Origin of the sequence: Kribbella sp. NPDC049584, assembly GCF_040675555.1 — a bacterium.
Classification (GTDB): domain Bacteria; phylum Actinomycetota; class Actinomycetes; order Propionibacteriales; family Kribbellaceae; genus Kribbella.
In genome coordinates this window covers 1,239,257-1,265,183 of the sequence record NZ_JBFAPF010000001.1, presented here as the reverse complement: position 1 = coordinate 1,265,183, position 25,927 = coordinate 1,239,257, and the positions used below count along the sequence as shown (strand labels likewise).

Below are 25,927 nucleotides of genomic sequence, written 5' to 3'. Positions count from 1 at the left end.
CTGGGCACGGGCGGCGATACCTGACCCGGCAACCGGTTGGCCTGGTCTGCGGGAGAGGATGGTGCGGTGAGTGACGAACGCCCTTCCGCCGACCATGAGGTGACCGTTCGGCATGCCGTCGAGGAAGACGATGCCGCGCTGCTCGCGATCGAGCAGGTGTCGTGGGACGCGTCGTCGGGATTCCCGTCGTACCAGGACACTCTGGGGACCACGTTCTTCGCGCGCAGCGGCCCGGAGGCGCATCTTGTCGCGGAGTACGACGGTGAGGTTGTCGGGTATCTGCGCCTGCAGGACAAGTACCCGTTCCCGGAAGGCGCCGGCGTGCTGACGATCAACGGTTTAGCGATCGCGCCGACCGCGCGACGGCTGGGGGCAGCGTCCGCGCTCCTGGAGGCGGCGACGGCCGAGGGCGTACTGCGGGGCGCCCGCAAGATCTCGCTCCACGTCCACAGCACGAACACCGCCGCCCGCCGCCTCTACGAACGCCACGGCTACGTCGTCGAAGGCACCCACCCCAACGAATTCCTCATCGAGGGCACCCTGATAGCCGCCCTCGACATGGCAAAAACGCTCTAGCGGCTGATGGTTGGCGAGTAGTAGTCCCAGACGGACGTCGATGCCGGGACGTACACGCGATACCTGCGGGTCCGACCGGGGTAGTAGGTGTACGCCGCTTGCCCGCTGGCATTCGTGGTCGTGTACGCGAGACCCTTCCAGGTCGTCGTGCCGATCTCCTGGTACTGCAACAGGAGTTTGCGGCCGGCCCAGCGGGAGTAGGTGTTGGTCTTCGGGTTGAAGTACCAAACCGTCGTCAAGAAAGCCGTCCTCGTGCCCTTCCGCCCTGCGTTGACGCTCGCGGACGATGCGAACCTGATCTCCGTGTAGGCCGGCAGCAAGGTTGCGACCTTCTGGTTGTTCTCGTCGACGCCGCCGCTGGCGTCGCCGACCCAGGTGACCTTGCCGACCGGCACATACTTCGTCGACAGCGAGATGTGAGGGCACTTACCCCGCTGGCACAGGACACTGAGGCTGTAGCCGTTCTTCCAGGTTGCCGTCCAGGCGCCGCCAACCATCGTCGCCGGACAGTCGCTCCCCAGCGGGAAGCTTCAAGAGTTCCCCCTCTTGGAAGTGTGTGGGGGAACGCTAGCGGACTACGGGTTGAGGCCGTGGTTGCGGAGCCAGGGTTCGGGGTCGATGGGGGCGCCGCCGCCGGGGAGGACCTCGAAGTGGACGTGGGGGCCGGTGGTGTTGCCGGTCATGCCGATGCGGCCGACCATGGTGCCGGCCTGGACGGAGTCGCCGACGGAGACGTCGAACTCTTCCATGTGGCTGTACGACGTGACCGTGCCGTCGGCGTGACGGACCTTGACCTGGCGGCCGTACGCGCCTTCGAAGTCGGCCTGGATGACCTCGCCGGCCATCACCGAACGGACCGGCGTCCCCATCGGGGCCGCGAAGTCGAGGCCGGTGTGGTTGTGCGCCCAGCGGCCGCCCGCCTGGTTGAAGCGGGCGGTCAGGTGGTAGCCGGTGGTCGGGAGGACGATCTTCGGCGCGGCCTTCGCGATGGCGGCCGCCTTCGCGAGCGCCTCCTTCTTCGCCGCGGCCAGAGCCTTGGCCGAGTCGGCCGCCTTCTTCGCCGCGGCCGCCTTCGCCGCCGCCAGGGCGAGTGCCCGGCGCTGCGTCAGCGTCGCGTTCGCAGCCAGTTTCGCGGCGCGCTGCTGCGCGACCTTCTTGGCCGCCGCCTCGCGGGTCGCCGCCAGCGACAGGTCGATCCGGGTCGCATCCCGCGACCCGAGGTCACGGCGCTCGACCCGGGCCGAGGTGAGGGCGTCGGCCTGTGAGGGGCTCAGGCCGGGGCTCTCGTTCGCGGCGGCCGGGCCGGCCGCGGAAGAGCTGAGTCCGACGGCGGTGGTGCCGGCAGCGGCAGCCAGAGCGGCGGTCAGACCGATCAGCTGGGTACGGCGGGTTGCGAGGCGACTGATCGAGCGGTGCTTGGCCACCCGGCGCGGGGCAGTCGAAGGGCGAAGTGCCGGCCGATCCGCTTCCGGCACGTCTTGGTGCGTGGGCACGAGAAAACCTTCCAGGGAGGGGCGTTCGCCGTTTGAGGGGTACGGCGACGCCAACGACCATAACGAGGAGATCTCGACGGCCTCAAACACGGATTGCGAAAAGATGAACGAAATCGAACACGCTCGGTGAGGCCGTCCTGCCGCCGTGTACGCGCTCAGGCGTGAAACTGCCCAGTGAAGACTCAACTATCGGCGTGACACGGATCACCAGCCGATTGGCGTCGAGCAGGCCCCCCGGACCGGTATAAGGCGTCCACGACGCGGAGGCGGGCACGGCACACAACGCCGTACGCCCGCCTCCGCGCCTACCGTCCGGTGCTACCCGTACGTAGGCTCCTGCGGCCAGCCCTCGGGGGAGTCCTCCCAGTCTTCCTGGCGGCCGTACGGCGCGAGGTCGAGAATGTTGTTGCTGAACAGGATGCGGTCGACGCCCCGCTGACCGGTCGTGTACGTCCGATAGACGGTGTCGCCGTCGCGCAGGAACACATTGAGCAGGAACCCGCCGCCCGCACCGCAGTCCGCGGAGAACGTCGTACCGGCCGAGGAAGCGAAGGGGATGTCGCTCCAGCCCATCTCCTTCCAATAGCCGGCCATCTGGTCGAGCGGCATGTCGGACACGGTCGCCCAGGCGACACCGCCGCGGGCCAGGCCGGTGAGGTTGGCGACGTTCTTGGTGAAGTACGTGCAGCCCGGGCAGAAGCTGTCCGGACCGGCGTTCATGAACTGGTAGAGCGCGAGCTGCCGCTGGTCGCCGAACAGCTCCAGCAGGGTCACCGGCCCGTCCGGCGCCGCAAACGTGTACTCACCGAACTCCACCATCGGCAGCCGCCGGCGCTGCGCGGCGATCCGGTCCTGCTCACGAGTGGCCGCCTTCTCGGCGACCAGCAGCTCCGCGCGAGCTTTCTCCCACTCCTCGGCCGAGACCACCGTCGGCATTGCAGTCATGAGCTGTCCTTCCTTCTTTAGGTCCTTACTTCTAATGACGAAGCCGGCAGAGCCTTCTCGACATCCGATTTCTGCCTGTCGCAGACGAGTCTGGGTTCGGGGTGCCCGGACCGATAGGACTGTGCACATGAGGATCGCGATTCTGGGTGGAACCCGGTTCATCGGCAGGGCCGTCGTGGAGCGGCTGACGGCGGAGGGGCACACGCTGCTGGTGGTTCACCGCGGCGACCACGAGCCGTCCGGCCTGCCGCCCGTCGAGCACGCCCACGTGGACCGCCATGACGGCGCGGCGCTGGCTGCGGCGCTCAAGCCGTTCGACCCGGAGGCGCTGGTCGACATCTCCGGGATGAACGCGGCGGCGGCCGACGCGGCGCTCGGCGCGGTCGGACCGGCGGTCAAGCTGGTCGCGATCTCGAGCTGTGACGTCTACCGCGCGTACGACGGTGTGCACTCGAACCGGACGACAGATGCACTGCCGCTGACGGAGGAGTCGCCGCTGCGGGAGCGACGGTTCATCGACGGATCGCAGTACGAGAACCTGGAGATGGAAGAGCGGTACCTGCCGCGTGGCGCGACTGTGCTGCGGTTGGGTGCGGTCTACGGCGAGCACGACTACCAGACGCGATTCGAGTTCGTACTGCGTCGGGTCCGGGCCGGCAGGAAGCGGATACCGGTCGGATCCGGGCAGTTCCTCTTCAGTCGCGTGTACGTCGGGGACGTGGCCGCCGCAGTGTCCTTGGTGCTGGCGGGAGATTTCCCAGGCGCCTTCAACCTGGCGGAGCCGTCGACTGCGCCGTACCGGCTGTTTGCCGAGCAGATCCTGGCTGCGGCGGACGCTGCAGACGTGGAGCTGGTGAGGGTGCGGGACGACCTGCTGCCGGAGGATCTGGCGCTCACCGGGACCGTCGACCAGCATCTACTGGTCGACTCGTCGAAGGCGCGGACGGTGCTCGGGTGGACGCCCGCGGACCCGGCCGGGACCCTGCTGACCTCGGTCCGGTGGCACCTGGCGAACCCGCCGGCCGATGCGTCGGACGACTTCTCCGCGGATGACGCCGTACTGGACTGAAAATTGGTCAGAAGCACTCCGGGGAACCGGTATGCTTTCCGGGACGGACTGAGGGGCCTGCAGGGTCGGCCGGCTCGATTTCACATCGAGGTGGCGGACCGTGTAATCTCTCTCCTCGGCCCGCCCCTTTAGCTCAGTCGGCAGAGCGTCTCCATGGTAAGGAGAAGGTCTACGGTTCGATTCCGTAAAGGGGCTCTGAGAACGGCGTCCCACCTCCGGGTGGGATGACGAACTCTCCCGGCGGGGTAGCTCAGGTGGTTAGAGCACACGGCTCATAATCGTGGTGTCGCGGGTTCGACTCCCGCCCCCGCTACCACCGACGCAGTATCTCGAGAGTGCGATCACCTCAGTTGCGCACTCCTGACAAGAAGAGGCAGCAGTGGCCAAGTCAACCGACATTCGCCCGAAGATCACGCTGGCGTGCACGGTCTGCAAGGAGCGGAACTACATCACCAAGAAGAACCGGCGTAACGACCCGGACCGTCTTGAGCTGAAGAAGTACTGCCACCGGTGCAACGACCACACCGACCACCGCGAGACCCGCTGACCTCAGGTCTTTCCTAGACCTCATCAGCTTCGCGAGGGCCGCTTCGGATTGCCGAAGCGGCCCTTTGCTGTGCCCTCTATGCCCTCTGTGCCCTCACACGGTCAGGATCGGGCGGCCGCCCTCATAAGCGGTGAGGCGCTCCTCACGCGGAGTCAGACAGCAGGAGCCGCAGAGCGAGCCCTTGCCCACCTCGCTCGTGTAGTAGAGGCAGCAGGTGTTCCGCAGATAGACAAGCTTCCCGGCGGCGACCTCCACGTCCCCGAGCCGCTCGAGTCCGCCGGGCGCCTTGGCCACGAAGGTTTGCCAGCGCTCCAGGAGATAGGCCGGTTCCACAGTGATCTCCTCGCGCGTCGCCGCGCAGAAACCCATCGCGCATCCGGCCGCGACCGCACCGTGCACCTGGCGAAGTCCGGCTCGCGTACGTCGGTGCAGCTCCTCGGACAGCGGAAGCAGATGCTGGCGCAGTACGACGTCGTAGAGCGTCGCCAATCCGCCGGGCAGGAAGGTGGCGGAGCGGATTGCGACGGCCGCGAGGCCGTGGCCTTCGTGCGGCCGGACCCAGAGGTTCTGCGGGCGGATGTCGAGGACGCGGCCCTCCAACGCCCAGAGCAGGAGCGCGGTCGCCGGTGCCCGGCCGGCGTAGAACGACATCATGCTGAGCGCGTTCGCATGAGCTGTGCGGTGGTTGCTGGCCTCGTCGTCACGCTTGAGCAGCTCGGTGAGCTCAGGGCTGCCGGGCTCCAGGATCCGGTCCACGCGCAGCCACTCGTCGCCCTCCGGCGTACCGATCTCCAGCTTGTACCTCGGCGCGTACCGCGCCAGCCCAGCGACTGCCGTCACGTCAACCTTCCCCAGTCGGATCGTGGGCGGCGGCAACCCAGGACGAGCGCGCGCGGCGTGGGACCGCCAGGCGCGCTCCGACAGTCTGCCAGTAGGGTTAGCGGATATGACGATCGACGCCACGATGGTCGGCCGGAGCTACACGGCCGCCGAGTCCTACCAGGTCGGCCGGGAGAAGATCCGCGAGTTCGCCGACGCGATCGGCGACCCCAACCCGGCGTACACCGGTGACGACGCGGTCGCGCCGCCGACCTTCGCGTTCATGCTCGGCAGCCGCGCGCTGGAGCAGTTGCTGAACGACGAGGAGCTCGGCCTGCGGCTGGACCGGATCGTGCACGGCGCGCAGAAGTTCAGCTACACCCGCCCGATCAAGGCCGGCGACGACATCGCCGCGACCGCCACCATCACCACCGTGCGCAAGGCCGGTGACGTCGAGGTGATCATGTACGAGACCGCCCTGACCACCGTCGACGGCGAACCGATCGCCACGTCGACGTCGACGATCTCGCACAACCGGGGTGAATCGTGATCGAGGTAGGCACCGAGCTCCCGCCGCTGACCGTTACGTTCCGGCGCGAGGACCTGGTCCGGTACGCCGGTGCGAGCGGCGACTTCAACCCGATCCACTGGAGCGACCGGATGGCCGGCGCGCTCGGGCTGCCCGGTGTGATCGCGCACGGCATGCTCACGATGGCGTCCGCGGTGCGCGTCGTCACGGACTGGATCTCCGATCCGGCCGACCTGCTGGAGTACGGCGTGCGGTTCACGAAGCCCGTCGTCGTACCGGATGACGACAAGGGTGTGAATGTGACGTTCTCTGCCAAGGTCGACAAGGTCACCGATGGCCGCGCCGAGATCGACATCACTGCGGTTGCCGGCGAGGAGAAGGTGCTCGGCCGGGCCAGGGCGGTCGTGCGCGTCCAGTGAGAACGCATGTGTCGCTGGCCGACTACACCACGCTGCGGATCGGCGGGCCGGCCGACAAGTTCGTCGAGGTCAGCACCGAGGACGACCTGATCACCGCGGTCCGCGACGCGGACGCGGCCGGCGAGCCGGTGCTGCTGCTCTCGGGCGGCAGCAACGTGGTGATCGGTGACGACGGGTTCCGGGGCACCGTCATCAAGATCGCGACCTCGGGGATCCGGGTCGACGCGGACATGTGCTCCGGCGCGATGGTGCACATCGCAGCCGGCGAGGACTGGGACGGCGTCGTGCAGCGCGCGATCGCCGAGGAGTGGAGCGGCCTCGAGTCGATGTCCGGCATCCCCGGCCTGACCGGCTCGACACCGGTGCAGAATGTCGGGGCTTACGGTCACGAGGTCGCGGAGACGATCGCGTCCGTGCGGGTGTGGGACCGGGTTCTGGGGCGGGTCGAGACGATCTTCGCCGCGGACTGCGGGTTCAGCTACCGCAACTCCCGGTTCAAGGCCGACCCGTCGCGCTACGTCGTACTCGAGGTCACCTTCCAGTTGACGCTGGGCGATCTGTCGGCGGAAGTCGGGTACGCCGAGCTGGCCCGGGTCCTGGACGTGGAACCGGGCTCCCGCGCGCCGATGACCGAGGTCCGCGAGGCCGTCCTCGGCCTGCGTCGCAGCAAGGGCATGGTCCTGGACCCCGCCGACCACGACACCTGGAGCGCCGGCTCCTTCTTCACCAATCCCATCCTCGACACCCCTGCCGAGGTCCCCGCCGGCGCCCCTCAATGGCCCCAACCCGACGGCCGGGTAAAAACCAGCGCCGCCTGGCTGATCGAACACGCCGGCGTCTCCAAGGGCTACGCCATCGGCGCCGCCGCCGTCTCCACCAAACACACCCTTGCCCTGACCAACCAGGGCGGCGCCACCGCCAAGGAACTCCTCGCCTTGGCCACCCACGTCCGCACCCAGGTCCAGCACTCCTTCAACATCACCCTGGTCAACGAACCCGTTCTGGTGAACTGCTCTCTCTGAGCTCGCTGCCCTCCCCGACCGCGTGGTCGCCGTACGCCGCATCTGAAAAAGTTTTGCAGATCCTCTTCCGCCGCAGGGTCGGGCTCGGTAATCTTTTGCGAAAGTTGGCGGGAGGTGGAGTGTGAGGCGCAAAAGATTTTCTCGGCGGGAGGTTCTCGCGGGGATGGGTGCGGGGCTGGCGGCCGCTGTGGTGCCGGGGTGTGGGAGCGGTGGCGGCGGGCGGTCCGGGGCTTTGCAGGTGTGGGGTGGAGTGCCGGCCGCGTCCGGGCCTGGGGATGTGGTGAAGGCTTTCCAGAAGAAGTTTCCGCAGTACGCGGTGAACTACACGCGGTTCGTCAACGACGATCGCGGCAACCTCAAGCTCGATACCGCGCTGCAGGGTGGCGTCGACATCGACGTGTACTTCACCTACTCGCAGGGTGCGATGGCGCTCAGGGCCGGGTCCGGACTCGCGGCGGACCTGACCGACCGGGTGACCGACGACCCGGACCTGAAGGTGTTCCTCGACACCGAACAGCCGCGGTCGTACATCGACAACGGCAAGGTGAAGGCGCTGGCCACCGCGCGCGAACCGTTCTTCGTACTGTTCAACGAGAAGCTCCGGCAGCAGGCCGGCGTCGAGCTCCCGCAGGCGTGGACGATCGACGAGTTCCGCAGTACGGCGAAGCGACTGACCACGGACAAGACCGTCGGCGCCTACACGGTCCCGGACCTCGCCCGGATCGCCCTCGGACCCAACTACTGGTACGACGGCAACCGCAGCAACTTCGGCGACCCGCACTTCGAACAGGGGTTCCGGGTCGGCCGCGAGATGATCGCCGACGGTACGGCGTTCCCGTGGACGGAGGTGCTCGCCCGCCACCTCGACGCGTACCAGCAGAACTCGTTCCTGACCGAGGAGTTCCATCTCTGGTCGACCGCACCGTTCAACCTGCGCTACCTGTACGACGCGAAGAAGTACCCGCACGACTTCAAGGTCGCGTTCGCCCCGTCGCCGACTGTCGACGGCAAGGACTGGAACGGCGGCTCGTTCAGCAACTTCATCATGATCAACCCGAAGTCGCCGAAATTCGAGGCGGCCTGGGCGTTCGTGAAGTTCTGGCTGACCGAGGGCGCGACGCCGATGCTCAAGGGCGGCAAACTCCCCGCGCTCGGCGGCGTGACTGACGACCAGGTGATCACCGGCATGCTCGGCAAGGAGCCGGACAAGTACTTCGACCTGGACTCCTTCCGCCGTGTCGTACTCGAGGCGGATCCCAAGCTCGCGACCGATACCCGGCTGACCGGGTTCCCCGAGATCACGCTCGCCGTGAAGCAGCAGCGCGACCTGTGCTGGCTGGGCGAGAAGGACCCGGGCGTCGCGATCCGTGAGGTACGGCGGCTCGCCGACGCCGCGATCGCCCGTAACGAGAGGAGGCCCTGATGGCCACCGCCGCAGTTGCCACCGCCTCCGCGGTCCGGACCGAGAAGGCGCCCGGGATCAAGCCGCGCGGCTGGATCGGGTTCCTGTTCATCGCGCCGAACCTGCTCGGCGTGATCGCGTTCACCTTGATCCCGCTGATCAGCGTGGTTGTCCTTGCCTTCACCGACTGGAACCTGGTGTCCGGTCTCGGCGGGATCACCTTCAACGGCATCGACAACTTCGTCGCGATCGCCCGCGACCCGGGCTTCTGGCACGCGATCGGCCTGACGCTGGTGTACGTCGTGGTGTCGGTCCCGCTGACCGTCGTACTCGGGCTCGCCCTGGGCATCGCGCTCAACCGCCCGCTGCCGGGACGCGCCGTGCTGCGGGCGATCTTCTTCCTGCCCTATATCGTCAACGTGGTCGCGATCGGCATGACCTGGTTGATGCTGATGAACCCTAAGGCCGGCCTGGTCAACCAGGTGCTGGACGTGTTCGGCATCCGGCCGGGCTGGTTCGCCTCGTCGCACTGGGCGCTGCCCGCGCTGATCGTGATGGCGATCTGGGGCGGCGTCGGGTACTGCTCGCTGATCTACCTGTCCGCGCTGCAGGACGCGCCTCTGCAGCTGTACGAAGCGGCCGACATCGACGGCGCATCGGCGTGGGCGAAATTCCGCGTGATCACCTGGCCGTCGTTGCTACCGACAACGATCTTCCTGCTGGTCACGCTCATCATCGGAGCGTCGCAGGGCTTCGGGCTGATCGCGCTGATCACTGCCGGCGGTCCCGGCGACTCGACCACGACGATCTCGTACTACATGTACCAAACAGGCTTCCAGTTCTACCGGTTCGGCTATGCGTCCGCGATCGGCCTGGTGACGTTCGTCGGCGTACTCGTCCTGACGCTGTTGACCTGGCGAGCGCAGCGAGGAAGGACTCTCAATGAGTAAGAAATGGTGGTGGGGGATCCCGCTGTGGATCCTGGCGCTGGCATTCCTCGCGCCGTTCGCGTGGATGATCTCGACCGCGCTGAAGCCGGACGTGGACGCGTACAAGATCCCGATGCAGTGGATCCCGAACCCGTTCCAGTGGGATAACTTCACGACGGTGCTGACCGGCGCGACCTCGGTGCTCCCGGCGTTCGGCCGCTCGATCTTCGTCGCGGTACTGCGGGTCGCGGGCGAGCTGATCACCGCGACGATGGCGGGCTACGCCTTCGCGCGGATGTCGTTCAAGGGCCGCGACAAGCTGTTCCTGCTCTATCTCGCGACCGCGATCATCCCGGCGCAGTTGCTGCTCGTGCCACGGTTCATCTACTTCCAGAAGCTCGGGCTGTACGACACGTTGTGGGCGCTGATCCTGCCCGGCATGTTCACCGTTCTCGGCACGTTCCTGATGCGGCAGTTCTTCATCAGCCAGCCGGCCGAGTTCGCCGAAGCGGCCCGGATGGACGGCGCGAACGAGTGGCGGGTGTTCACCCGGATCTACTTGCCGTTGGCAACGCCGGTGATGAGCGCGCTCGGCATCCTGGCGTTCGTCTGGTCGTGGAACGACTACGAGACGCCGCTGGTGCTGATCAGCAACCCGGATCGCTACACGCTCCCGCTCAGCCTGACCAACTTCGTCGACGAACAGGGCCAGATCGCACCCGGCCTGACGATGGCCGCCTCGGTGATCTCGATCGTCCCGGTGCTGATCGTGTTCGTCGTCCTGCAACGCCGGTTCATCGCCGCCATGACTCACACGGGGATCAAATGAACAACGTCTCAGGTGTCTTCCCGCATCTCGCCCAGGTCGGCGACTTCGGTCCGCCGCGCAGCGAGCTCGGCGTCGGATCGCTGATGCCGTGGAACGGGAAGCTCTACGTCCAGAACTACAACTCCCACAAGGCTCCGTCCGGCGCGGGAGTCAGCCTCCGCCGGATCGACGCCGACTTCTCGATGGAGATCGTCGCGGAGACGCTCGGGGTGGACGGCACGTACACCAACCGGTTCGTGCACTTCCCCACGTCGCAAATGGTCCTCGGCCCGCACGTCATCTCGGCCGATCACAAGATCGTCACCATCCCCGAGCTCCAGCCGCTCCGGGTTTGCGGTACGTCGCGCCACCTGACCAAGCCGGACACCCACGTGTATGTGCTCGCGATGGAAGGCGAGCTGCTCGAGCTCGACCTCACGACGTACGAGTGCACGCAGCTGTTCGACCTCAACGACGAGCTCGGCACCGACGGCGAGATGAAGGTGCATTACAAGGACTGCTACACGTCGTTCGGTCGGCTCGTCGTGTGTTCCAACGAGTACGCCGAACCCGAGTGGGCCGGCGTACGGTCGCGGGGACGGCTGGCGGAGTACGACGGTCGGACGTGGAAGGTGCTGCGGGAGGACCCGTTCACCGCGATCGGCGGGCGGCACGAATTCGGCGGGACGATCTTCGCGACCGGGTGGGACCGGGCGTCGGCGATCCTCGAGGTCTTCACCGAGGCCGATCAGCAGTGGACGCGGTACCGGCTGCCGAAGGCCTCACACTGTTTCGACCACAAGTGGCAGACCGAATGGCCGCGGATCCGGGAGGTCGAGCACGAGCGTCTGCTGCTCGACCACCACGGCATGTTCTACGAGCTGTCGCCATGGGCGTACGGCGGGCGGATCTGGGGCGTGCGGCCGATCTCGACACACTTGTGGGTGCTGGGCGACTTCTGCTCCTGGCGCGGGATGCTGGTCGCCGGCGCGGACAACGCGTCGCCGAGTCACGGGCTGAACCCGACCACCGCGGAGCCGCAATCGGGGCTGTGGTTCGGGAAGACCGACGACCTGTGGAGCTTCGGAAAGCCCGCCGGCTGGGGTGGACCGTGGTGGGAGACGCCGGTCGAGGCCGGCGTGCCGTCTGATCCGTATCTGATGACGGGCTTCGACGGGAAGTGTCTGCATCTGGAGAACTTCTCGGACACCGCTTTGACTTTCACCGTCGAGATCGACTTCCACGGGCACGGGCGGTTCGGTGCGGCCGCGGAGTTGACGGTCGAGCCAGGGCAGATCCGGACGCACGTGTTCCCGCCCGGGTTCAGCGCGCACTGGGTGCGGGTGGTGAGCGACACCGACGGTGTGGCCAGTGCCCAGTTCGTCTATACGTGATGATCGCTGGATGGCAGACATGGACAGAGCTGGTACTGCGAGCCCGTTGCAGTTGGTCAAGCGAGCGTTGCCCGAGCTGAACGGTGCGATGCAGCGGGTTGCCGAGCACATCCTGGCGAACCCGGACGAGGTCGCGCGCGGGTCGATCACCAAGCTGGCCGAGGCCGCGCAGACCTCGGCCGCGACGGTGACACGCCTGTCCACGCACCTCGGGTACGCCGGGTATCCCGCCCTGCGGGCCGCGCTCGCGATGGAGGTCGGCCGCGGGCTGGAAGCAGGGTGGGCGAGCGACATCGGGATGGCGATCGGTCCGGCCGATCCGCCTGAGCAGGTGCTGAACGTGCTCGCGTCCACCCAGGCGAATGCGCTGCGCAACGCGCTCGCCGCGATCGACCTCGCCGCGGCGACCCGGGTCGCGGATGCCATCGCGGGCGCACGCCGTACTCATATCTATGGCGAGTGGGGCGACGCGGTCCCGGCCCGGGAGCTCTACATCCGGTTGCTGCGGATCGGGATCCCGGTGTGGTTCTTCGACGGACCGCAGTCGTCGCAGATCGGCGCCGGTCTGCTGGGCTCGGGGGACGTGGCGCTGACCGTCACCCGCTCCGGGACCGACCCGACGACGCTGGAGTTCGTCCGCCGGGCGCACGACGAGGGTGCCCTGACGGTTGCGATCACCGGGATGGTCGGCTCGCCGATCGCGCGGCTGGCCGATGTCACCCTCGACACCGGTACGCCGAACGGCGCGAACTGGACCGAGTTCTTCGCCGGCCGTGCGAGCGACGTACTGACGGCCGGCCTGTTGTTCGTGCTGGTCGCGCAGCGGGTGCCCGATCACCTCACCGCTAATCACCCGAACGGGCCGGGCCAACCCGTCGTACGTCCGGACGCCGATCTCCATCCCGACACCTTCGTCAATCCTGATACGTGAAAGGTTTCTGAATGCAGCAGCTCGAGGTCCAGACCGATCTGACCGTCGTCGGCGGCGGGCTCGCCGGGATCTGCGCGGCGGTCGGCGCCGCGCGGCAGGGGAGCACTGTGGCGCTGGTGCAGAACCGGCCGGTGCTCGGCGGCAACTCGTCCAGCGAGGTGCGGGTGTGGGTGTGCGGGGCGACCGCGCACGGCGTCCAGAGTTTCGCCCGCGAGACCGGCATCATGGGTGAGCTGTTCCTCGAGAACCAGTACCAGAACCCGCTGGGGAACCCGTACTACTGGGATCTCGTGCTGCTGGAAGCGGTCCGCGCCGAACCGCTGATCACGCTCTACCTGAACACCGACGTGCGGTCGGTCGACGCGGCGGACGGGGAGATCCGCTCGGTGACCGGCTGGCAGATGGGGTCGGAGAAGGAGATCCGGTTCGTCAGTCCGGCGTACGTCGACTGCTCGGGTGACGGCCTGGTCGGGCTGCTCGCCGGCGCGGAGTTCCGCACCGGGCGCGAGCCGCGATCGGAGTACGACGAGTCGTGGGCGCCGCTCGTGCCGGACTCGAACACGCTCGGCAGCACGATCCTCTTCTACACCAAGGACGCGGGGGAGCCGGTGCGGTTCGTGCCGCCGTCGTTTGCGAAGGACGTGACCGAGACCGCGATCCCGGAGCGGCGGGTGATCCGCACCGACATGAACGGATGCGCGTTCTGGTGGATCGAGTGGGGCGGCTCGCTCGACGTCGTCGACGACAACGAGGCGATCCGGGACGAGTTGCAGGCCGTCGTTTACGGGATCTGGGATTACATCAAGAACTCCGGGCGGTTCGATGCGGACAACCTGACGCTGGAGTGGATCGGCTCGGTGCCGGGGAAGCGCGAATACCGGCGGTTCCTGGGCGATCACGTGCTGACGCAGGACGACGTACTGTCGCAGACTCCGTTCGAGGACCGCGTTGCGTTCGGTGGTTGGTCGATCGATTTGCACCCGCCCGGTGGGGTTTATGCGGCCGAGCGCGGGTCGAAGCATTGGCATCCGGACGGGAACTACCACATCCCCCTGCGGTCGCTGTACTCGCGGAATGTGCGGAATCTGTGGATGGCTGGGCGCAACATCAGCGCGAGTCACGTAGCGTTCGGTACAACGCGGGTGATGGCGACGTGTGCGCTGCTCGGTGAGGCGGCCGGGGTCGGCGCTGCTGTTGCCCTGCGCAACGGCTTGTCGCCGCGGGAGTTGGCGCGCGCGCGTTTCGATCTGGTGAAGCACGCACTGACCCGCGCCGACGCATCGGTCCTCGGTGTGGTCGATGACGATCCTGCGAACCTTGCGTTGTCCGCGTCGGTGAGCGCGTCGTCGAGTTTGACCCGGCCGGTGGTCGAGGTTTCGTCGGGGACTCTGCCGCTGACTGACGACCTTGGCATGGTCATCCCGGTTGACCCGGCTTTGGACGGTTTCGAGCTGCTCGTCGACTCCGCGGGTGGGTCGTTGACCGTCGAGTTGCACGATCCGGTCAAGCCGCAGAACTACCTGCCCGCCGCACTGGTCGACTCCTGCACGATCGACGTACCCGCTGGCGAGAAGCGCTGGATCCAGGTGCCGCTGTCGTGGCACCCGTCCGCTCCGGCCAACGCCTTCGTCGTACTGCGGAAGACGCCGGACATCTCGGTCCACACAGCGTCGACCGCGCTGCCGGGCACGCTGCATTTCGCTCATCGTGAGCCGGGGCCTGATGAGCAATGGACCGAACAGTTCCGTGCGTGGAAGCACATCCTGCCCCGCGGCGGGTTGTGCATCCGCCTCGGCGAGACTGCGGCGTACTCGCCCTCGAAGGTGATCGGCGGCTACTCGCGCCCGTACGGCGGGCCCAACCTCTGGTCCTCCGAAGACCTCGCGTGGGACCCGAATCCCTGGCTGGAACTGACCTGGCCCGAGGCGGTCGAGCTCTCGGAGGTCGTCGTCATCCTCGACGCCGACGTCCAGGAAGACCTCATCAACCTCCACCACCACCGCACCCCCTTCGAGGCCCTGCCCACCCTCCTCTCCGACTACACCCTCGAATCCCGCAACGGCACCAAGGCCCCCTGGCACCCCATCGCCACCGTCACCGCCAACCACCACCGAACCCAGCGCCACCACCTCGACACCCCCACCCAAGCCACCCACCTCCGCCTAACCACCCACACCACCAACGGCGCCCCAAGAGCCCACGTCGTCTCAATCCGCGCCTACGGTCAGTAGCGCCATTCGAGTTCGTTTTCTTGCATCCATTGGGTGAGTGGGTCGGCTGCTCGGCGGGGGAGCGTTGCGCCGGTGAGGAGGTCGGCGAGGACCTGGGCGGGGGCAGCGAGGCGGAGGCCGGTGGGGGTTTTGCGGGTGCGGGTGTAGACGAGGTCTGACTCGGGCTGGGCTAGCACGACGGACTTGTACCTCGTGTTGGTTGGGACTAGGTCCCAGAGGGCGGCTGCTGCTTGGGCGTCTGGGGTGTAGATGAGTGTGCGGCCAGTGGGGGTTTCTGGGGACCAGTGGTGGGCTGCAGCGGTGCCAGTGACGGCGTGGCGGATCGGAGTGGTGGGGATTCGGTCCAGCAGGGGTGGGGTGCTGAGCTTGGTGCGCCAGTAGGTGAGGTGGGTGGTTTGCGTGAAGCGGGAGTCCTCGTTCCAGCGGCGTAGGAGGGCGAGCCAGCTAGGGACGGTGACTACTCCTGGGGCGCGGCGTTCGACCAGGTCTTCTTGGTCGAGGGCGTCGACGATTCGGCGTACCGATTGGGCCGGTACGCCGCTGGTGGTGACCAGGTCGTGGGTAGTCCACAGGCTGCGGAAGTCCAGGAGGGCTCGGATGACTCGCGCGGCCGCGTCTCCGGCGTACAGGCTGGTTGCGGTCGCGTTCATCCGCCGGTCCCGTCACGTGGCACTTGGATGCCCAGCGGCACGGTCGCGTATGTGGTCCACTCGTACTGGTTGTGGTCGCGGTTGAGCTCGATCAGCGTGACGTCGGTCAGCTCGGTCTTGGCGACGCCGCCGCCGAGTGCCTTCACGCGCTTCTCGAGGGGCTCGGCCGGGGCGACCTGGTTCCAGTAGCCCAGGGAGATGTGCGGATCGAGCTCGGGCAGGGCGGGCACGGAGTCGCGGCCCCACACGTCGGTGATCGCCGCGCGCAGCTGAGCGCGGAGGCGGCGCATCCGATCGACGGGCTCCACCGGGAGCTGCAGGCTCTCGACATCGACGACGGGCGAGCCGAGCTTGATCTCGAACGGCCGGAAGTGCTCGAGCCGCCGACGCGTGGCCTCGACGATCAGGTCGAGATCCGGCCGCGGCACCTTGTCGGTGAACCCGACTCCTTGCACCGTGAGATGCAGCCACCGCGCCGGCACCGGCGTGATCCCGGGCAGCGAGTCGACCAGGTGCTGGTACGCCGCGTGTACCTCGGTCACCACGGAGTCTTCGGGAAAGACAACATGCCAGGTGTAGAACGATCGCCCGGGGCGCCAGTTGGGACGCCAGTACCAGTGATCGCGAACGTCCTTGATCATGTCTGGTCCTCTTTCCTCCGTGCCGGGAGCTGGGTGAACTCGGCGATGCGCGCGCGGAGCATCCGCGCCTTCGGCGTGCGGGCGTACGGCGACGTGAGCGCCGCGACCTCCGCGAGGCGATGAATCAGCGGCCGGACGCGGTACTCCGGTTGAAGGTCCAGCACCGGCTCGACGGCTTCGATCGCACCGTCGAGCTGGCCGAGGAGCAGCCGTGCTTTCGCCTGCTGCAGGCGGGCCATGCGTTCCGAGCCTGGATTCCGCAGCGTGTACGGCGCTGCCTCGAACAGCGCGACGCTGTGATCGGCGTGGTTCGACGTGTGCTCCGGCTGGCCGAAGGCGAGATACGTATCCGCCCACAACGCCTCGGCGCGTTCCGGCGTACAGAGCAGTAAGCCGCCTGGCTCGGAGTCGGCCTGGCGCACGGAGAGCTGCTGGGCCAGCTCGAGCATGTCGCGGGCTTTGTCGGGCTTGCCGGCGCGGGCGTTGTCGACCGACGCCGCGCTGGCCAGGAACAGTCGTGCGGTGCCGGCGGAGTACCGCAGCCCGTCCTCGGCGTACGACGCGGCACGGGCGAAGTCCTCCTGCCAGAAGGCGGCAGTGTGTTGGGTGGCGCGGATCCAGCCGCGCAGTACGTCGTGGTCCGCGGCTTCGGCGCATGCCCAGGCGGTGCGGGTGTGGCTCTCGGCGATGTCGGGGCGGCCGAGGTCGACGGACATCCAGGCGAGCATGGTGATCGCCCAGCCGGCCGCGGAGTACAGGTCGCGGGACTGGCGTGGGGATTGATTGCCGGCGAGGAGTGCGAAGGCGCGGTCGCGGATCGCGCGGCTCTTGGCGAACAGCGGTCTGGTCGGCGTCCGGAGGTAGGACTGCGCGATGCGCTCGATGTCTGCCTGCAGTTGCTCGACGGTGAGCTCGCCGACGTTGGACTCCTCGGCGAACGACAGCAGTGCGATGGACTCGTCACTCGCGTGGATCAGGTCGTCGTGGCCGAGCATCGACGGCGGCGTCGGCTCCGGCTCGGCGACGGCGACGCCGGACGGCGGGTAGAACCCGAGTTCGTTGTCGGCAGCAACATCGAGGACATGACGCAGACCGGAACGGTACGCGGCGCCGGGCCAGCGGACGGCGCCGCGTTCCAGCTTGGCGATGTAGTGACCGTCGAGCTCGTACTTGATCTCGGTCGTGTCCCAGAGCCAGGCACAGATCGCGTCGGCGAGCTCGGCCCGGGACATGTGTTCGCCCGGCGCGCGGCGCGACGGGGTGCGTTCTCGCGCGCCGCGCAACATCTCGTTGGGCTCTGACATGGCGGTAACTGTAAGACGCCGAACACCCTCTGCGACCACGAAATCGGGCCTTGTGGACGATCTGCCCCACGATGCCCCGAGCTGCCCCGAAAACGCTGCTGGGAAAGGGTTTTTGGCCGCAATCGCGGACCGCTTCGTGGCCGTAAATCAGGGCATCGGAGCCGGTGGCGCCTCTCCTTCGCGCTTGCTGAGCGTGACCATGGCGGGGCATCGCGGGGCAACCCGGGGCAGATAGGGGCAGCCCCTCCGTTCGGGGCCGGCAGCCCTTAGGGTTGTCGGGTGGTCGAGGAAGCCGTTACTACCTTGCGTGCGGAGCTGGAGCTGTTCGGGCGGCCCGAGGAGGGGTTCGCGTTGCTCGAGGTGTTTCTCGAGGTGGCTCGGCCGCGATTGGGTGCGGTCGTGCTGGATCCGGTCGGACTGCGGTTGCCGGAGGAGATGACCGACGACCGCGCCGTCGTACAGAAGCTGATCGACGAGATCGACCAGGAAGTCCGCGGTACGGCGCGGGTGCCCGAGCGCGAGTTCGACATGGACGACGAGCAGGCACGCTGGGACTACGTGCGGCTCGCGTACAGCTCGAGCCAGGCAACGGTGTGGAGTCCGCGCCGGCGGACGACGTACTTCGAGGCGTCCGGGCAGCGCAGAGCGACGTACTGGCTGCCGGACAGCCTGAAGACCGACTACTTCGACGCGCTGAGCTCGCGCGGTTGGGCCATCCCGCCGGACTGGCTCACCGCGGTCGCCAAGCGCCCGAAGCCGTGGTGGAAACGCGGCGGAAGCTAGCCAAGGGCGGGCAGACGGGTCAGGGCATCGGCGACTGCTGATTGAATCTCCGCGTCGTCCCAGCTGCGGTCGGTCATGGCGCCGGAGAGGTAGGCGTCGTACGCCGCCAGGTCCAGGTGGCCGTGGCCGCAGAGTGCGGTGAGGATGACCTTCTCCTCGCCGGACTCCTTGCAGCGTTGGGCTTCCTCGATGGCGGCGGCCAGGGCGTGCGTAGGCTCGGGTGCCGGGACGATGCCTTCGGTGCGGGCGAACTGGATGCCTGCGGCGAAGCACTCGGACTGGGGTTTGGCGACGGCCTCGATCTCGCCGGACTCGTACAGGTGGCTGATCAGCGGGCTCATCCCGTGGTACCGCAGGCCGCCGGCGTGGATCGGGTCGGGGATGAAGTCGTGGCCGAGCGTGTGCATCTTCATCAGCGGTGTCATGCCGAGGGTGTCGCCGAAGTCGTACGCATACGTGCCTTGCGTCAGTGACGGGCACGCCGCGGGCTCGACCGCGCGGACGACCGGTGACATCCGGCCGGCCCACTTCTCCCGCAGGAACGGGAACGCCAGGCCGCCGAAGTTCGACCCGCCGCCCGTGCAGCCGACGAGCAGGTCGGGGGTCTCGCCAACCATCGCGAGCTGGATCAACGCTTCCTCGCCGATGATCGTCTGGTGCAGCAGAACGTGGTTCAGCACCGAGCCGAGGGCGTAATGCACCTGCGGATCCTGGACCGCGGCCTCGACTGCTTCGCTGATTGCGATCCCCAGTGAACCGGTGGAGTCGGGGTGCTCGGCAAGGATCTTCCGCCCGGCCTCCGTCAGGTCCGACGGGCTCGGATGCACGGTCGCGCCGAAGACCTGCATCATCGTCCGCCGGTACGGCTTCTGGTCGTACGACGCCCGCACCTGCCAGACCTCGCACTCCAAGTCGTACTGCGCGCAGGCGAACGCCAACGCCGTCCCCCACTGACCTGCGCCCGTCTCGGTGGTGAGCTTCCGGACGCCGGATCTCGCGTTGTAGTACGCCTGTGGGACGGCGGTGTTGGGCTTGTGCGATCCCGCGGGCGAGACGCCTTCGTACTTGTAGTAGATGCGTGCCGGTGTATCAAGCGCCTTCTCCAGCCGATGGGCGCGGTACAGCGGGCTGGGTCGCCACAGCCGGTAGACGTCGAGCACCTCGCCCGGGATATCGACGTACTGCTCCTGGGAAACCTCTTGCATGATCAGGTCCATCGGGAACAGCGGCGCCAGATCATCCGGCCCGATCGGTTGCCCCGTCCCCGGATGCAACACCGGCGGCGGAGGCGTCGGCAGATCGTGCAGCACGTTGTACCACCGCGTGGGCATCTCGTCTTCTGGCAGCAGGATCTTCGTCGGCGTCATGCCAGCAAAACTAGGCCCGCCCCCACCCCCAGGCAACGACCCGAACCGGAACTCTCCCAGCACTTAGTTTGCACTACTCAACCGTTCGACCGTGCCGTCGCCCTGCACGCGGTAGACCACGTCGGACGGCTGCTTCGTGCTGAGCGCATCCGGCACGCCGAGTTGCCGCAGAAGCATCCGCCCGATCATCTCGTGCGACACCAGCAACGGCCGCCGTACGCCGGTCCCCGCAACCTCAGCCAGTGCCTGAGCAGCCCGTACGTCTGCGTCCGCATAACTCTCGCCGGAGGGAAAACGGAATCCGTACTTGTCCCGCTCGCGAACGCCACGCTGCCCCGGCCAGCCCGCGTCGATCTCGACCGATGTCAGTCCCGACCACAACCCATGATCGATCTCGGCCAGCTCGTCGAGCACTGTCACGGCCAGACCGAGCCTCGAGCCGATGATCGAAGCTGTCCGTCCAGCCCGGCCGAGTGGGCTCGCAAAGACTGCGTCGATGCCCTCGTCAGACAGCAGTTCGGCGTTCTGACCAGCTTGTTGCAGGCCGAGGGCCGTGAGTGGTGAGTCCAAGCGGCCTTGGCGGCGGCCGGTGACGTTCCACTCGGTCTGGCCGTGCCGAGCAAGGTAGATGGTCAGGCTGGGATTGTGGCGGGGGTTCCTAGCCATTGGTCTATTTCGGTTAGGAGGGTTTTTTGGGTTTCGGGTGGGGCGGTGGAGGCCAGGACCGAGCTTCGGGCCAGGTCGGCGAGTTCGGGGTCGGTGAAGTTGTGGACGGTGCGGGCGGTTTCGTACTGTTCGGCGAGGCGGGAGCCGAAGAGCAGCGGGTCGTCGGCGCCGAGGGCGATGCGGGCGCCCGCCTCGTAGAGGTGGCGGAGAGGGACGTCTTCGGGGCGGCGGTAGACGCCGAGCGAGACGTTGGAGGCGGGGCAGACCTCGAGAGCGATCTGGGCGTCGACCACGCGCTTCAGGAGGTCAGGGTCTTCGACGACGCGTACGCCGTGGCCGATGCGGCCGGCGCCCAACTCGTCGAGGCAGGTGCGCACCGTGGCCGGACCGCACAGCTCGCCGCCATGGGGTGCTGCGAGAAGCCCCGCGTGGTGGGCGATGCGGAAGGCCGGGGCGAACTCCGACGTCGTACCGCGGCGCTCGTCGTTGGACAGGCCGAACCCGACCACCCCGCGCCCGACGTACTGCGATGCCAACCGGGCCAGCGTCCGTGCGTCGAGCGGATGACGGGTGCGGTTGGCGGCGATGATCACCTGGACCGAGATGCCTGTCGACTCCGACGCATCGCGCGCGGCGTCGAGCACCAGGTCCGTGAACTCCGTGATCCCGTGGAACCGGTTCGCGTACCCGGACGGGTCGACCTGGATCTCCAGCCAGCGTGATCCGTCGGCGCGGTCGTCCTCGGCCGCCTCCCGGACCAGCCGCCGTACGTCGTCCTCCGTCCGCAGCACGGAACGGGCGATGTCGTACAACCGCTGGAACCGGAACCAGCCGCGCTCGTCCGCCGCCGAGAGCTCCGGCGGCCAGTCCGTCCGGAGTGCGTCCGGCAGCCGGACGCCGTGCTTGTCCGCCAGCTCGACCAGCGTCAGGTGCCGCATCGACCCGGAGAAGTGCAGATGCAGGTGTGTTTTCGGCAGCACCCGCAGATCCCGCTGCGTCATTACCGAAGGTTACCGAGGCCCTACCCGCCCGACGAAATCAGCGCCGAGATCCAGCGCTGAATCCGGCAGACGAGCCGGCTCAGCCGAGCAGCTTGGCGATCCGGCTCAGCCCCTCGGCCAGATCGTCGTCGCCGAGCGCGTAGGACAGCCGCAGGTACCCCGGCGCACCGAACGCCTCACCCGGCACGACCGCCACCTCGACCTCGTCCAGGATCAGGTCGGCCAACTCCGCCGAGGTGGAAGCCGTCCGCCCGTTGATCTCCTTCCCGAGCACACCCTTGACCGACGGATACGCGTAGAACGCGCCGGTCGGCTCCGGGCACTCGACGCCGGGGATCTCGTTGAGCATCCGGAGCATGGTCCGGCGGCGGCGATCGAACGCCTTCTTCATCTCTTCGACCGCACTCAGGTCGCCGGAGACCGCGGCCAGCGCGGCCCGCTGGGCGACGTTGCAGACGTTCGAGGTCTGGTGCGACTGCAAGTTGGTCGCGGCCTTGATCACGTCCTTCGGGCCGATCATCCAGCCGACCCGCCAGCCGGTCATCGCGTACGTCTTGGCGACCCCGTTCAGTACGACGGTCTTGTCGGCCAGCTCGGGTACGACGACCGGGATCGACGTCGACCGGGCACCGCCGTACGTCAGGTGCTCGTAGATCTCGTCGGTGATCACCCACAGGTCGTGCTCGAGCGCCCAGCGGCCGATCGCCTCGAGCGTCTCCGGGCTGTCGACGGCACCGGTCGGGTTCGAGGGCGAGCAGATCAGCAGTGCCTTGGTCCGCGGGGTCCGCGCCGCCTCGAGTTGCTCGACCGTGACGGAGTAGTCCTGCGACTCGTCCGCGAACACCTCGACCGGCACGCCGCCGGCCAGCCGGATGGTCTCCGGGTACGTCGTCCAGTACGGCGCCGGCAGCAGCACCTCGTCGCCCGGGTCGAGCAGCGTCGCGAACGCGTTGTACACCGCGTGCTTGCCGCCGTTCGTGACCAGGACCTGGGCCGCCTCGATCTCGTAGCCGGAGTCCCGCTTGGTCTTGACCGCGATCGCCTGCTTCAGCTCCGGCAGGCCGCCGGCCGGACTGTACCGGTGGTTCTTCGGATCCCGTGCCGCCGCGACCGCTGCTTCCACGATGTAGTCCGGGGTCGGGAAGTCCGGCTCACCCGCGCCGAACCCGATGACCGGGCGTCCGGCCGCCTTGAGTGCCTTCGCCTTCGCGTCGACCGCCAGCGTCGCCGATTCACTGATGGCGCCGATCCGCGCCGAGATCCTGGAACCCATGGCCTCCATCCTGGCACCAGGCGGTCCGGCGGTGCGCGCGGGTTTCACTCCACGGTCCCGGGAACACGCCAGGGGTGCGGTCCGTTGAGAACCGGTAGAGGCTGTATGGTTCTGACCGCGGTGCGGCGCCCGGGTAAGGGGTCGTTCGGGTGGAGCCTCAGTTCGACCAGGTGGCTCAGACCCCGTACACTCTTCTAGTCCGGGCGTTGGTGGCCCTGATCCGGCATGCCTGAGATCAGGTCCGACGCGGCGTCCAGATGGATTGCAGAGGGCACTAGCTCAACTGGCAGAGCATCGGTCTCCAAAACCGAAGGTTGGGGGTTCAAGTCCCTCGTGCCCTGCAAATCCTGACCGGCGCAGGGCCGGTCAGGCCGCCGCTAGCGAAAGAGGTAGGTCGTGACGGAGACGCGCACCCCGGCACCGTCCGGCGCCGGCAAGCCTGCGGAAGGCAAGCAGCGCCGTGGACTGGTGCGCTTCTACCGCGAGGTGGTCGCCGAGCTCCGCAAGGTCGTCTGGCCGACCCGCAAGCAGCTCTCCACCTACTTCGTGGTCGTGCTGACCTTCGTGGTGTTCGTCATCGCGATCGTCTCGGTCCTCGACCTCGCCTTCGGCTGGGCGATGTTCAAGATCTTCGGCTGAGGTCGGCCACCCGCCCTTCGCCGGAGGTCACGGGCCCGCGCCCGACCCCAAGCCAGACCACCCCCGATCCACAGATGACGGAGTACGACGTGTCCGATCGCGACGACGAGGTCCTCGAGCTCGAGGACGAGTTCGACGTATCCGAGTCCGACGACGATCTCGAGTTCGACGAGAACGACACCGACGATGACCTCTTCGGTGACGACGACGATGACGACGACCCGTTCGCGGATCTCGACGACGACGAGGACGAGGACGACGACGTCATCGAGGCGACCGACGAGGCCGACGACGCCGAGTACGCCGCGGACGACGACTCCGAGGAGCCGCCGGCGGACGCGGACGACTCCGACGACGAGCCGCTGGTGGTGGTCGCGGCCGACGACGAGGCCGAGGAGCCCGAGGTCGTGACCGAGGAGGACGTCGAGGACGCCACCGAGGAGCTGGCCGAGGAGACCGCCGAGACCGCGCCGGAGGACACCACCGAGGCGCCGGCCGAGCCGGACGCGGTCGTGTTCTCGAGCGGCGCGGACGCCGAGGACTCCGAAGACACCGAAGACTCCGCCGATGACGAGGACGCCGAGGCGGCCGTCGAGGCGGAGCCGGAGCCGGAGGAGCCGGGCGACCCGCTCGAGGAGCTCCGCAGCCGGCTGCGTTCGCAGATCGGCGACTGGTACGTCGTCCACACGTACTCAGGGATGGAGAACCGGGTCAAGGGCAACCTGGAGAACCGGATCAACTCCCTGAACATGGAGGACTACATCTTCGAGATCATCGTGCCGACCGAAGAGGTCGCCGAGATCAAGAACGGTCAGCGCCGGATGGTCAAGCGCACCGTCCTCCCCGGTTATGTGCTGGTCCGGATGGACCTGACCGACGAGTCCTGGTCGACCGTGCGGCACACGCCGTCGGTGACCGGCTTCGTCGGGAACAGCCAGAAGCCGGTCCCGCTCAGCCTCGAAGAGGTTGAGAAGATGCTCGCTCCGGCCGTCGTGGCGGCGGCCGAGGCGGCGGCAGCCGAAGCCGGCGCCGCACCCGCCAAGACCGCGGCCAAGAAGAAGGTCGAGGTCGCCGACTTCGGTGTCGGTGACTCGGTCATGGTGGTCGACGGGCCGTTCGCGACCCTGCACGCCACAGTCACGGAGATCAATGCCGAGGCCCAGCGGATCAAGGCCCTGGTGGAGATTTTCGGCCGGGAGACCCCGGTGGAACTCAGCTTCAACCAGATCCAGAAAGTCTAAGGACCCGACAGAATGCCTCCCAAGAAGAAGATCGCTGCGCTGGTCAAGGTGCAGCTCCAGGCCGGTGCCGCGACGCCGGCCCCGCCGGTCGGTACCGCGCTCGGTCCGCACGGCGTCAACATCATGGAGTTCTGCAAGGCGTACAACGCCCAGACGGAGTCCATGCGCGGAAACGTCGTACCGGTCGAGATCACGATCTACGAAGACCGTTCCTTCAGCTTCATCACCAAGACGCCGCCGGCGCCGGAGATGATCAAGAAGGCTGCCGGGCTGCAGAAGGGCTCCGCCGTTCCGCAGCGCGACAAGGTCGGCAAGATCACCAAGGACCAGGTCCGCGAGATCGCGACCACCAAGATGCCGGACCTCAACGCCCGCGACATCGACGCTGCCATGAAGATCATCGAGGGTACGGCCCGCTCCATGGGCGTCACCATCGACGGCTGACCGGCACACACTTTCAGCACGCAGTAGTGGCAGGGCGAAGCGCCGCCCGGAGACCACATCCCAGAGAGGAACAGTTATGGCACAGCGCAGCAAGGCTTACCGCGCCGCCGCGGAGAAGATCGACTTCGATCACCTGTACACGCCGCTCGAGGCGATCCGGCTGGCCAAGGAGGCCGCCGGCAGCAAGAAGTTCAACTCGACCGTGGACGTCGCGATGCGTCTCGGGGTCGACCCTCGCAAGGCCGACCAGATGGTGCGTGGCACCGTCAACCTTCCGCACGGTACTGGCAAGACGGCACGGGTCCTCGTCTTCGCCACCGGTGAGAAGGCCGAGCAGGCGAAGGCCGCCGGAGCCGACTTCGTCGGCGACGACGACATGATCAAGAAGGTGACCGACGGCTGGCTCGACTTCGACGCCGTCGTCGCGACCCCTGACCTGATGGGCAAGGTCGGCCGCCTCGGCCGCGTCCTCGGCCCGCGTGGTCTGATGCCGAACCCGAAGACCGGCACGGTCACCCCGGACGTGGTGAAGGCCGTGAACGACATCAAGGGCGGCAAGATCGAGTTCCGGGTCGACCGGCACGCGAACCTGCACTTCATCATCGGCAAGGCGTCGTTCGACGAGGCCCAGCTGGTGGAGAACTACGGTGCCGCGCTCGACGAGATCCTCCGGCTCAAGCCGGCCAGCTCGAAGGGTCGCTACATCAAGAAGACGGTCTTCTCGACCACGATGGGACCGGGTGTCCAGGTTGACCCCAACCTGACCCGCAACCTGACCGAGGAGTCGGTCGAGGCCTGAGCCTC

The 25,927-nt window shown here is 67.6% G+C and carries 28 protein-coding genes and 3 tRNA genes; 20 read left to right on the top strand and 11 right to left on the bottom strand.

What is annotated here, in order from left to right; all coding sequences use genetic code 11:
• Positions 1 to 66 precede the first annotated feature (66 nt).
• Positions 67 to 576, top strand: a complete 510-nt coding sequence (locus AB0J62_RS06335; RefSeq protein ID WP_363864978.1) for a GNAT family N-acetyltransferase — start codon at positions 67 to 69, stop codon at positions 574 to 576.
• On the opposite strand, the gene AB0J62_RS06330 is transcribed toward AB0J62_RS06335, so the two are convergent.
• The 3 genes from AB0J62_RS06330 to AB0J62_RS06320 form a co-directional block, all read right to left on the bottom strand.
• A complete protein-coding gene (locus AB0J62_RS06330; protein ID WP_363864976.1) occupies positions 573 to 1,073 on the bottom strand; it encodes a hypothetical protein in 501 nt (166 codons plus the stop codon). The genes AB0J62_RS06335 and AB0J62_RS06330 overlap by 4 nt on opposite strands.
• Positions 1,074 to 1,151: 78 nt before the next feature.
• Complete coding sequence (locus AB0J62_RS06325) at positions 1,152 to 2,069, bottom strand: M23 family metallopeptidase (RefSeq protein ID WP_363864974.1); 918 nt, start codon at positions 2,067 to 2,069, stop codon at positions 1,152 to 1,154.
• Positions 2,070 to 2,387: 318 nt separating this feature from the next.
• Positions 2,388 to 3,014 carry a DUF899 family protein gene (locus AB0J62_RS06320; RefSeq protein WP_363864972.1) on the bottom strand — a complete coding sequence of 209 codons (627 nt, stop codon included), beginning with the start codon at positions 3,012 to 3,014 and terminating at the stop codon, positions 2,388 to 2,390.
• Between the two features lie 127 nt (positions 3,015 to 3,141).
• Here AB0J62_RS06320 and AB0J62_RS06315 point away from each other — a divergent pair, with 127 nt between their 5' ends.
• The 4 genes from AB0J62_RS06315 to rpmG all read left to right on the top strand — a co-directional run bounded on the left by AB0J62_RS06315 (position 3,142) and on the right by rpmG (position 4,630).
• The gene (locus AB0J62_RS06315) at positions 3,142 to 4,083 is read left to right on the top strand and encodes an NAD-dependent epimerase/dehydratase family protein (RefSeq protein WP_363864970.1); all 942 of its coding nucleotides are present in this window, start codon (positions 3,142 to 3,144) and stop codon (positions 4,081 to 4,083) included.
• 122 nt (positions 4,084 to 4,205) lie between these two features.
• A tRNA-Thr gene (locus tag AB0J62_RS06310) sits at positions 4,206 to 4,278 on the top strand.
• A gap of 44 nt (positions 4,279 to 4,322) precedes the next feature.
• Positions 4,323 to 4,399 (top strand) — tRNA-Met (locus AB0J62_RS06305).
• A gap of 63 nt (positions 4,400 to 4,462) precedes the next feature.
• Complete coding sequence (rpmG, locus tag AB0J62_RS06300; RefSeq protein WP_130384703.1) at positions 4,463 to 4,630, top strand: 50S ribosomal protein L33; 168 nt, start codon at positions 4,463 to 4,465, stop codon at positions 4,628 to 4,630.
• Between the two features lie 93 nt (positions 4,631 to 4,723).
• Here the strand turns inward: rpmG and AB0J62_RS06295 are convergent, their stop codons facing one another.
• Positions 4,724 to 5,470 carry a hypothetical protein gene (locus tag AB0J62_RS06295; protein WP_363864968.1) on the bottom strand — a complete coding sequence of 249 codons (747 nt, stop codon included), beginning with the start codon at positions 5,468 to 5,470 and terminating at the stop codon, positions 4,724 to 4,726.
• Between the two features lie 106 nt (positions 5,471 to 5,576).
• On the opposite strand from AB0J62_RS06295, the gene AB0J62_RS06290 reads away from it, so the two are divergent.
• The 9 genes from AB0J62_RS06290 (at position 5,577) to AB0J62_RS06250 (ending at position 15,114) form a co-directional block, all read left to right on the top strand.
• Complete coding sequence (locus AB0J62_RS06290; protein WP_363864966.1) at positions 5,577 to 5,999, top strand: MaoC family dehydratase N-terminal domain-containing protein; 423 nt, start codon at positions 5,577 to 5,579, stop codon at positions 5,997 to 5,999.
• Positions 5,996 to 6,397 (top strand): MaoC/PaaZ C-terminal domain-containing protein, encoded by a 402-nt coding sequence (locus tag AB0J62_RS06285; RefSeq protein WP_363864964.1) that lies wholly within the window; start codon positions 5,996 to 5,998, stop codon positions 6,395 to 6,397. The genes AB0J62_RS06290 and AB0J62_RS06285 overlap by 4 nt, the downstream gene beginning before the upstream one ends.
• Entirely contained in the window at positions 6,394 to 7,419 is a 1,026-nt protein-coding gene (locus AB0J62_RS06280) for a UDP-N-acetylmuramate dehydrogenase (RefSeq protein WP_363864962.1), read from the top strand. Before AB0J62_RS06285 ends, AB0J62_RS06280 begins: the two co-directional genes overlap by 4 nt.
• A 163-nt stretch (positions 7,420 to 7,582) precedes the next feature.
• The gene (locus AB0J62_RS06275; RefSeq protein WP_363864960.1) at positions 7,583 to 8,842 is read left to right on the top strand and encodes an ABC transporter substrate-binding protein; all 1,260 of its coding nucleotides are present in this window, start codon (positions 7,583 to 7,585) and stop codon (positions 8,840 to 8,842) included.
• On the top strand, positions 8,842 to 9,771 hold the full coding sequence (locus AB0J62_RS06270; protein WP_363864958.1) for a sugar ABC transporter permease: 930 nt from the start codon (positions 8,842 to 8,844) through the stop codon (positions 9,769 to 9,771). The genes AB0J62_RS06275 and AB0J62_RS06270 overlap by 1 nt, the downstream gene beginning before the upstream one ends.
• The gene (locus AB0J62_RS06265) at positions 9,764 to 10,579 is read left to right on the top strand and encodes a carbohydrate ABC transporter permease (protein WP_134107078.1); all 816 of its coding nucleotides are present in this window, start codon (positions 9,764 to 9,766) and stop codon (positions 10,577 to 10,579) included. The genes AB0J62_RS06270 and AB0J62_RS06265 overlap by 8 nt, the downstream gene beginning before the upstream one ends.
• Complete coding sequence (locus tag AB0J62_RS06260) at positions 10,576 to 11,952, top strand: hypothetical protein (protein ID WP_363864955.1); 1,377 nt, start codon at positions 10,576 to 10,578, stop codon at positions 11,950 to 11,952. Before AB0J62_RS06265 ends, AB0J62_RS06260 begins: the two co-directional genes overlap by 4 nt.
• A 10-nt stretch (positions 11,953 to 11,962) precedes the next feature.
• Entirely contained in the window at positions 11,963 to 12,883 is a 921-nt protein-coding gene (locus tag AB0J62_RS06255) for a MurR/RpiR family transcriptional regulator (protein WP_363864953.1), read from the top strand.
• Positions 12,884 to 12,894: 11 nt separating this feature from the next.
• Positions 12,895 to 15,114, top strand: a complete 2,220-nt coding sequence (locus tag AB0J62_RS06250; RefSeq protein ID WP_363864951.1) for an FAD-dependent oxidoreductase — start codon at positions 12,895 to 12,897, stop codon at positions 15,112 to 15,114.
• Here AB0J62_RS06250 and AB0J62_RS06245 read toward each other — a convergent pair.
• The 3 genes from AB0J62_RS06245 to AB0J62_RS06235 are packed head-to-tail and all read right to left on the bottom strand — an operon-like array spanning position 15,108 to position 17,709.
• A complete protein-coding gene (locus tag AB0J62_RS06245; protein WP_363864949.1) occupies positions 15,108 to 15,764 on the bottom strand; it encodes a hypothetical protein in 657 nt (218 codons plus the stop codon). The two genes, AB0J62_RS06250 and AB0J62_RS06245, sit on opposite strands and share 7 nt — an antisense overlap.
• On the bottom strand, positions 15,761 to 16,405 hold the full coding sequence (locus tag AB0J62_RS06240) for a 2'-5' RNA ligase family protein (protein ID WP_363864947.1): 645 nt from the start codon (positions 16,403 to 16,405) through the stop codon (positions 15,761 to 15,763). Before AB0J62_RS06240 ends, AB0J62_RS06245 begins: the two co-directional genes overlap by 4 nt.
• Complete coding sequence (locus AB0J62_RS06235) at positions 16,402 to 17,709, bottom strand: hypothetical protein (RefSeq protein ID WP_363864945.1); 1,308 nt, start codon at positions 17,707 to 17,709, stop codon at positions 16,402 to 16,404. Before AB0J62_RS06235 ends, AB0J62_RS06240 begins: the two co-directional genes overlap by 4 nt.
• Positions 17,710 to 17,988: 279 nt before the next feature.
• On the opposite strand from AB0J62_RS06235, the gene AB0J62_RS06230 reads away from it, so the two are divergent.
• Positions 17,989 to 18,492, top strand: coding sequence for a hypothetical protein (locus tag AB0J62_RS06230; RefSeq protein WP_363864943.1), 504 nt, complete (start codon positions 17,989 to 17,991; stop codon positions 18,490 to 18,492).
• Here AB0J62_RS06230 and AB0J62_RS06225 read toward each other — a convergent pair.
• The 4 genes from AB0J62_RS06225 to AB0J62_RS06210 all read right to left on the bottom strand — a co-directional run bounded on the left by AB0J62_RS06225 (position 18,489) and on the right by AB0J62_RS06210 (position 22,799).
• Positions 18,489 to 19,859, bottom strand: a complete 1,371-nt coding sequence (locus AB0J62_RS06225; protein ID WP_363864941.1) for a TrpB-like pyridoxal phosphate-dependent enzyme — start codon at positions 19,857 to 19,859, stop codon at positions 18,489 to 18,491. The genes AB0J62_RS06230 and AB0J62_RS06225 overlap by 4 nt on opposite strands.
• A gap of 63 nt (positions 19,860 to 19,922) precedes the next feature.
• A complete protein-coding gene (locus AB0J62_RS06220) occupies positions 19,923 to 20,525 on the bottom strand; it encodes a histidine phosphatase family protein (RefSeq protein WP_363864939.1) in 603 nt (200 codons plus the stop codon).
• A complete protein-coding gene (locus tag AB0J62_RS06215) occupies positions 20,492 to 21,526 on the bottom strand; it encodes an adenosine deaminase (protein WP_363864937.1) in 1,035 nt (344 codons plus the stop codon). Before AB0J62_RS06215 ends, AB0J62_RS06220 begins: the two co-directional genes overlap by 34 nt.
• A gap of 79 nt (positions 21,527 to 21,605) precedes the next feature.
• On the bottom strand, positions 21,606 to 22,799 hold the full coding sequence (locus AB0J62_RS06210; RefSeq protein WP_363864935.1) for a pyridoxal phosphate-dependent aminotransferase: 1,194 nt from the start codon (positions 22,797 to 22,799) through the stop codon (positions 21,606 to 21,608).
• Between the two features lie 268 nt (positions 22,800 to 23,067).
• Between AB0J62_RS06210 and AB0J62_RS06205 the strand changes: the two genes are divergently transcribed.
• The 5 genes from AB0J62_RS06205 to rplA all read left to right on the top strand — a co-directional run bounded on the left by AB0J62_RS06205 (position 23,068) and on the right by rplA (position 25,922).
• Positions 23,068 to 23,140, top strand: a tRNA-Trp gene (locus AB0J62_RS06205).
• A gap of 55 nt (positions 23,141 to 23,195) precedes the next feature.
• Complete coding sequence (secE, locus tag AB0J62_RS06200; protein ID WP_134107100.1) at positions 23,196 to 23,438, top strand: preprotein translocase subunit SecE; 243 nt, start codon at positions 23,196 to 23,198, stop codon at positions 23,436 to 23,438.
• Between the two features lie 512 nt (positions 23,439 to 23,950).
• Entirely contained in the window at positions 23,951 to 24,679 is a 729-nt protein-coding gene (gene nusG, locus AB0J62_RS06195) for a transcription termination/antitermination protein NusG (RefSeq protein WP_363865155.1), read from the top strand.
• Positions 24,680 to 24,691: 12 nt separating this feature from the next.
• Positions 24,692 to 25,123, top strand: a complete 432-nt coding sequence (gene rplK / locus AB0J62_RS06190) for a 50S ribosomal protein L11 (RefSeq protein WP_363864932.1) — start codon at positions 24,692 to 24,694, stop codon at positions 25,121 to 25,123.
• 76 nt (positions 25,124 to 25,199) lie between these two features.
• The gene (gene rplA, locus AB0J62_RS06185) at positions 25,200 to 25,922 is read left to right on the top strand and encodes a 50S ribosomal protein L1 (RefSeq protein ID WP_363864930.1); all 723 of its coding nucleotides are present in this window, start codon (positions 25,200 to 25,202) and stop codon (positions 25,920 to 25,922) included.
• Positions 25,923 to 25,927 lie beyond the last annotated feature (5 nt).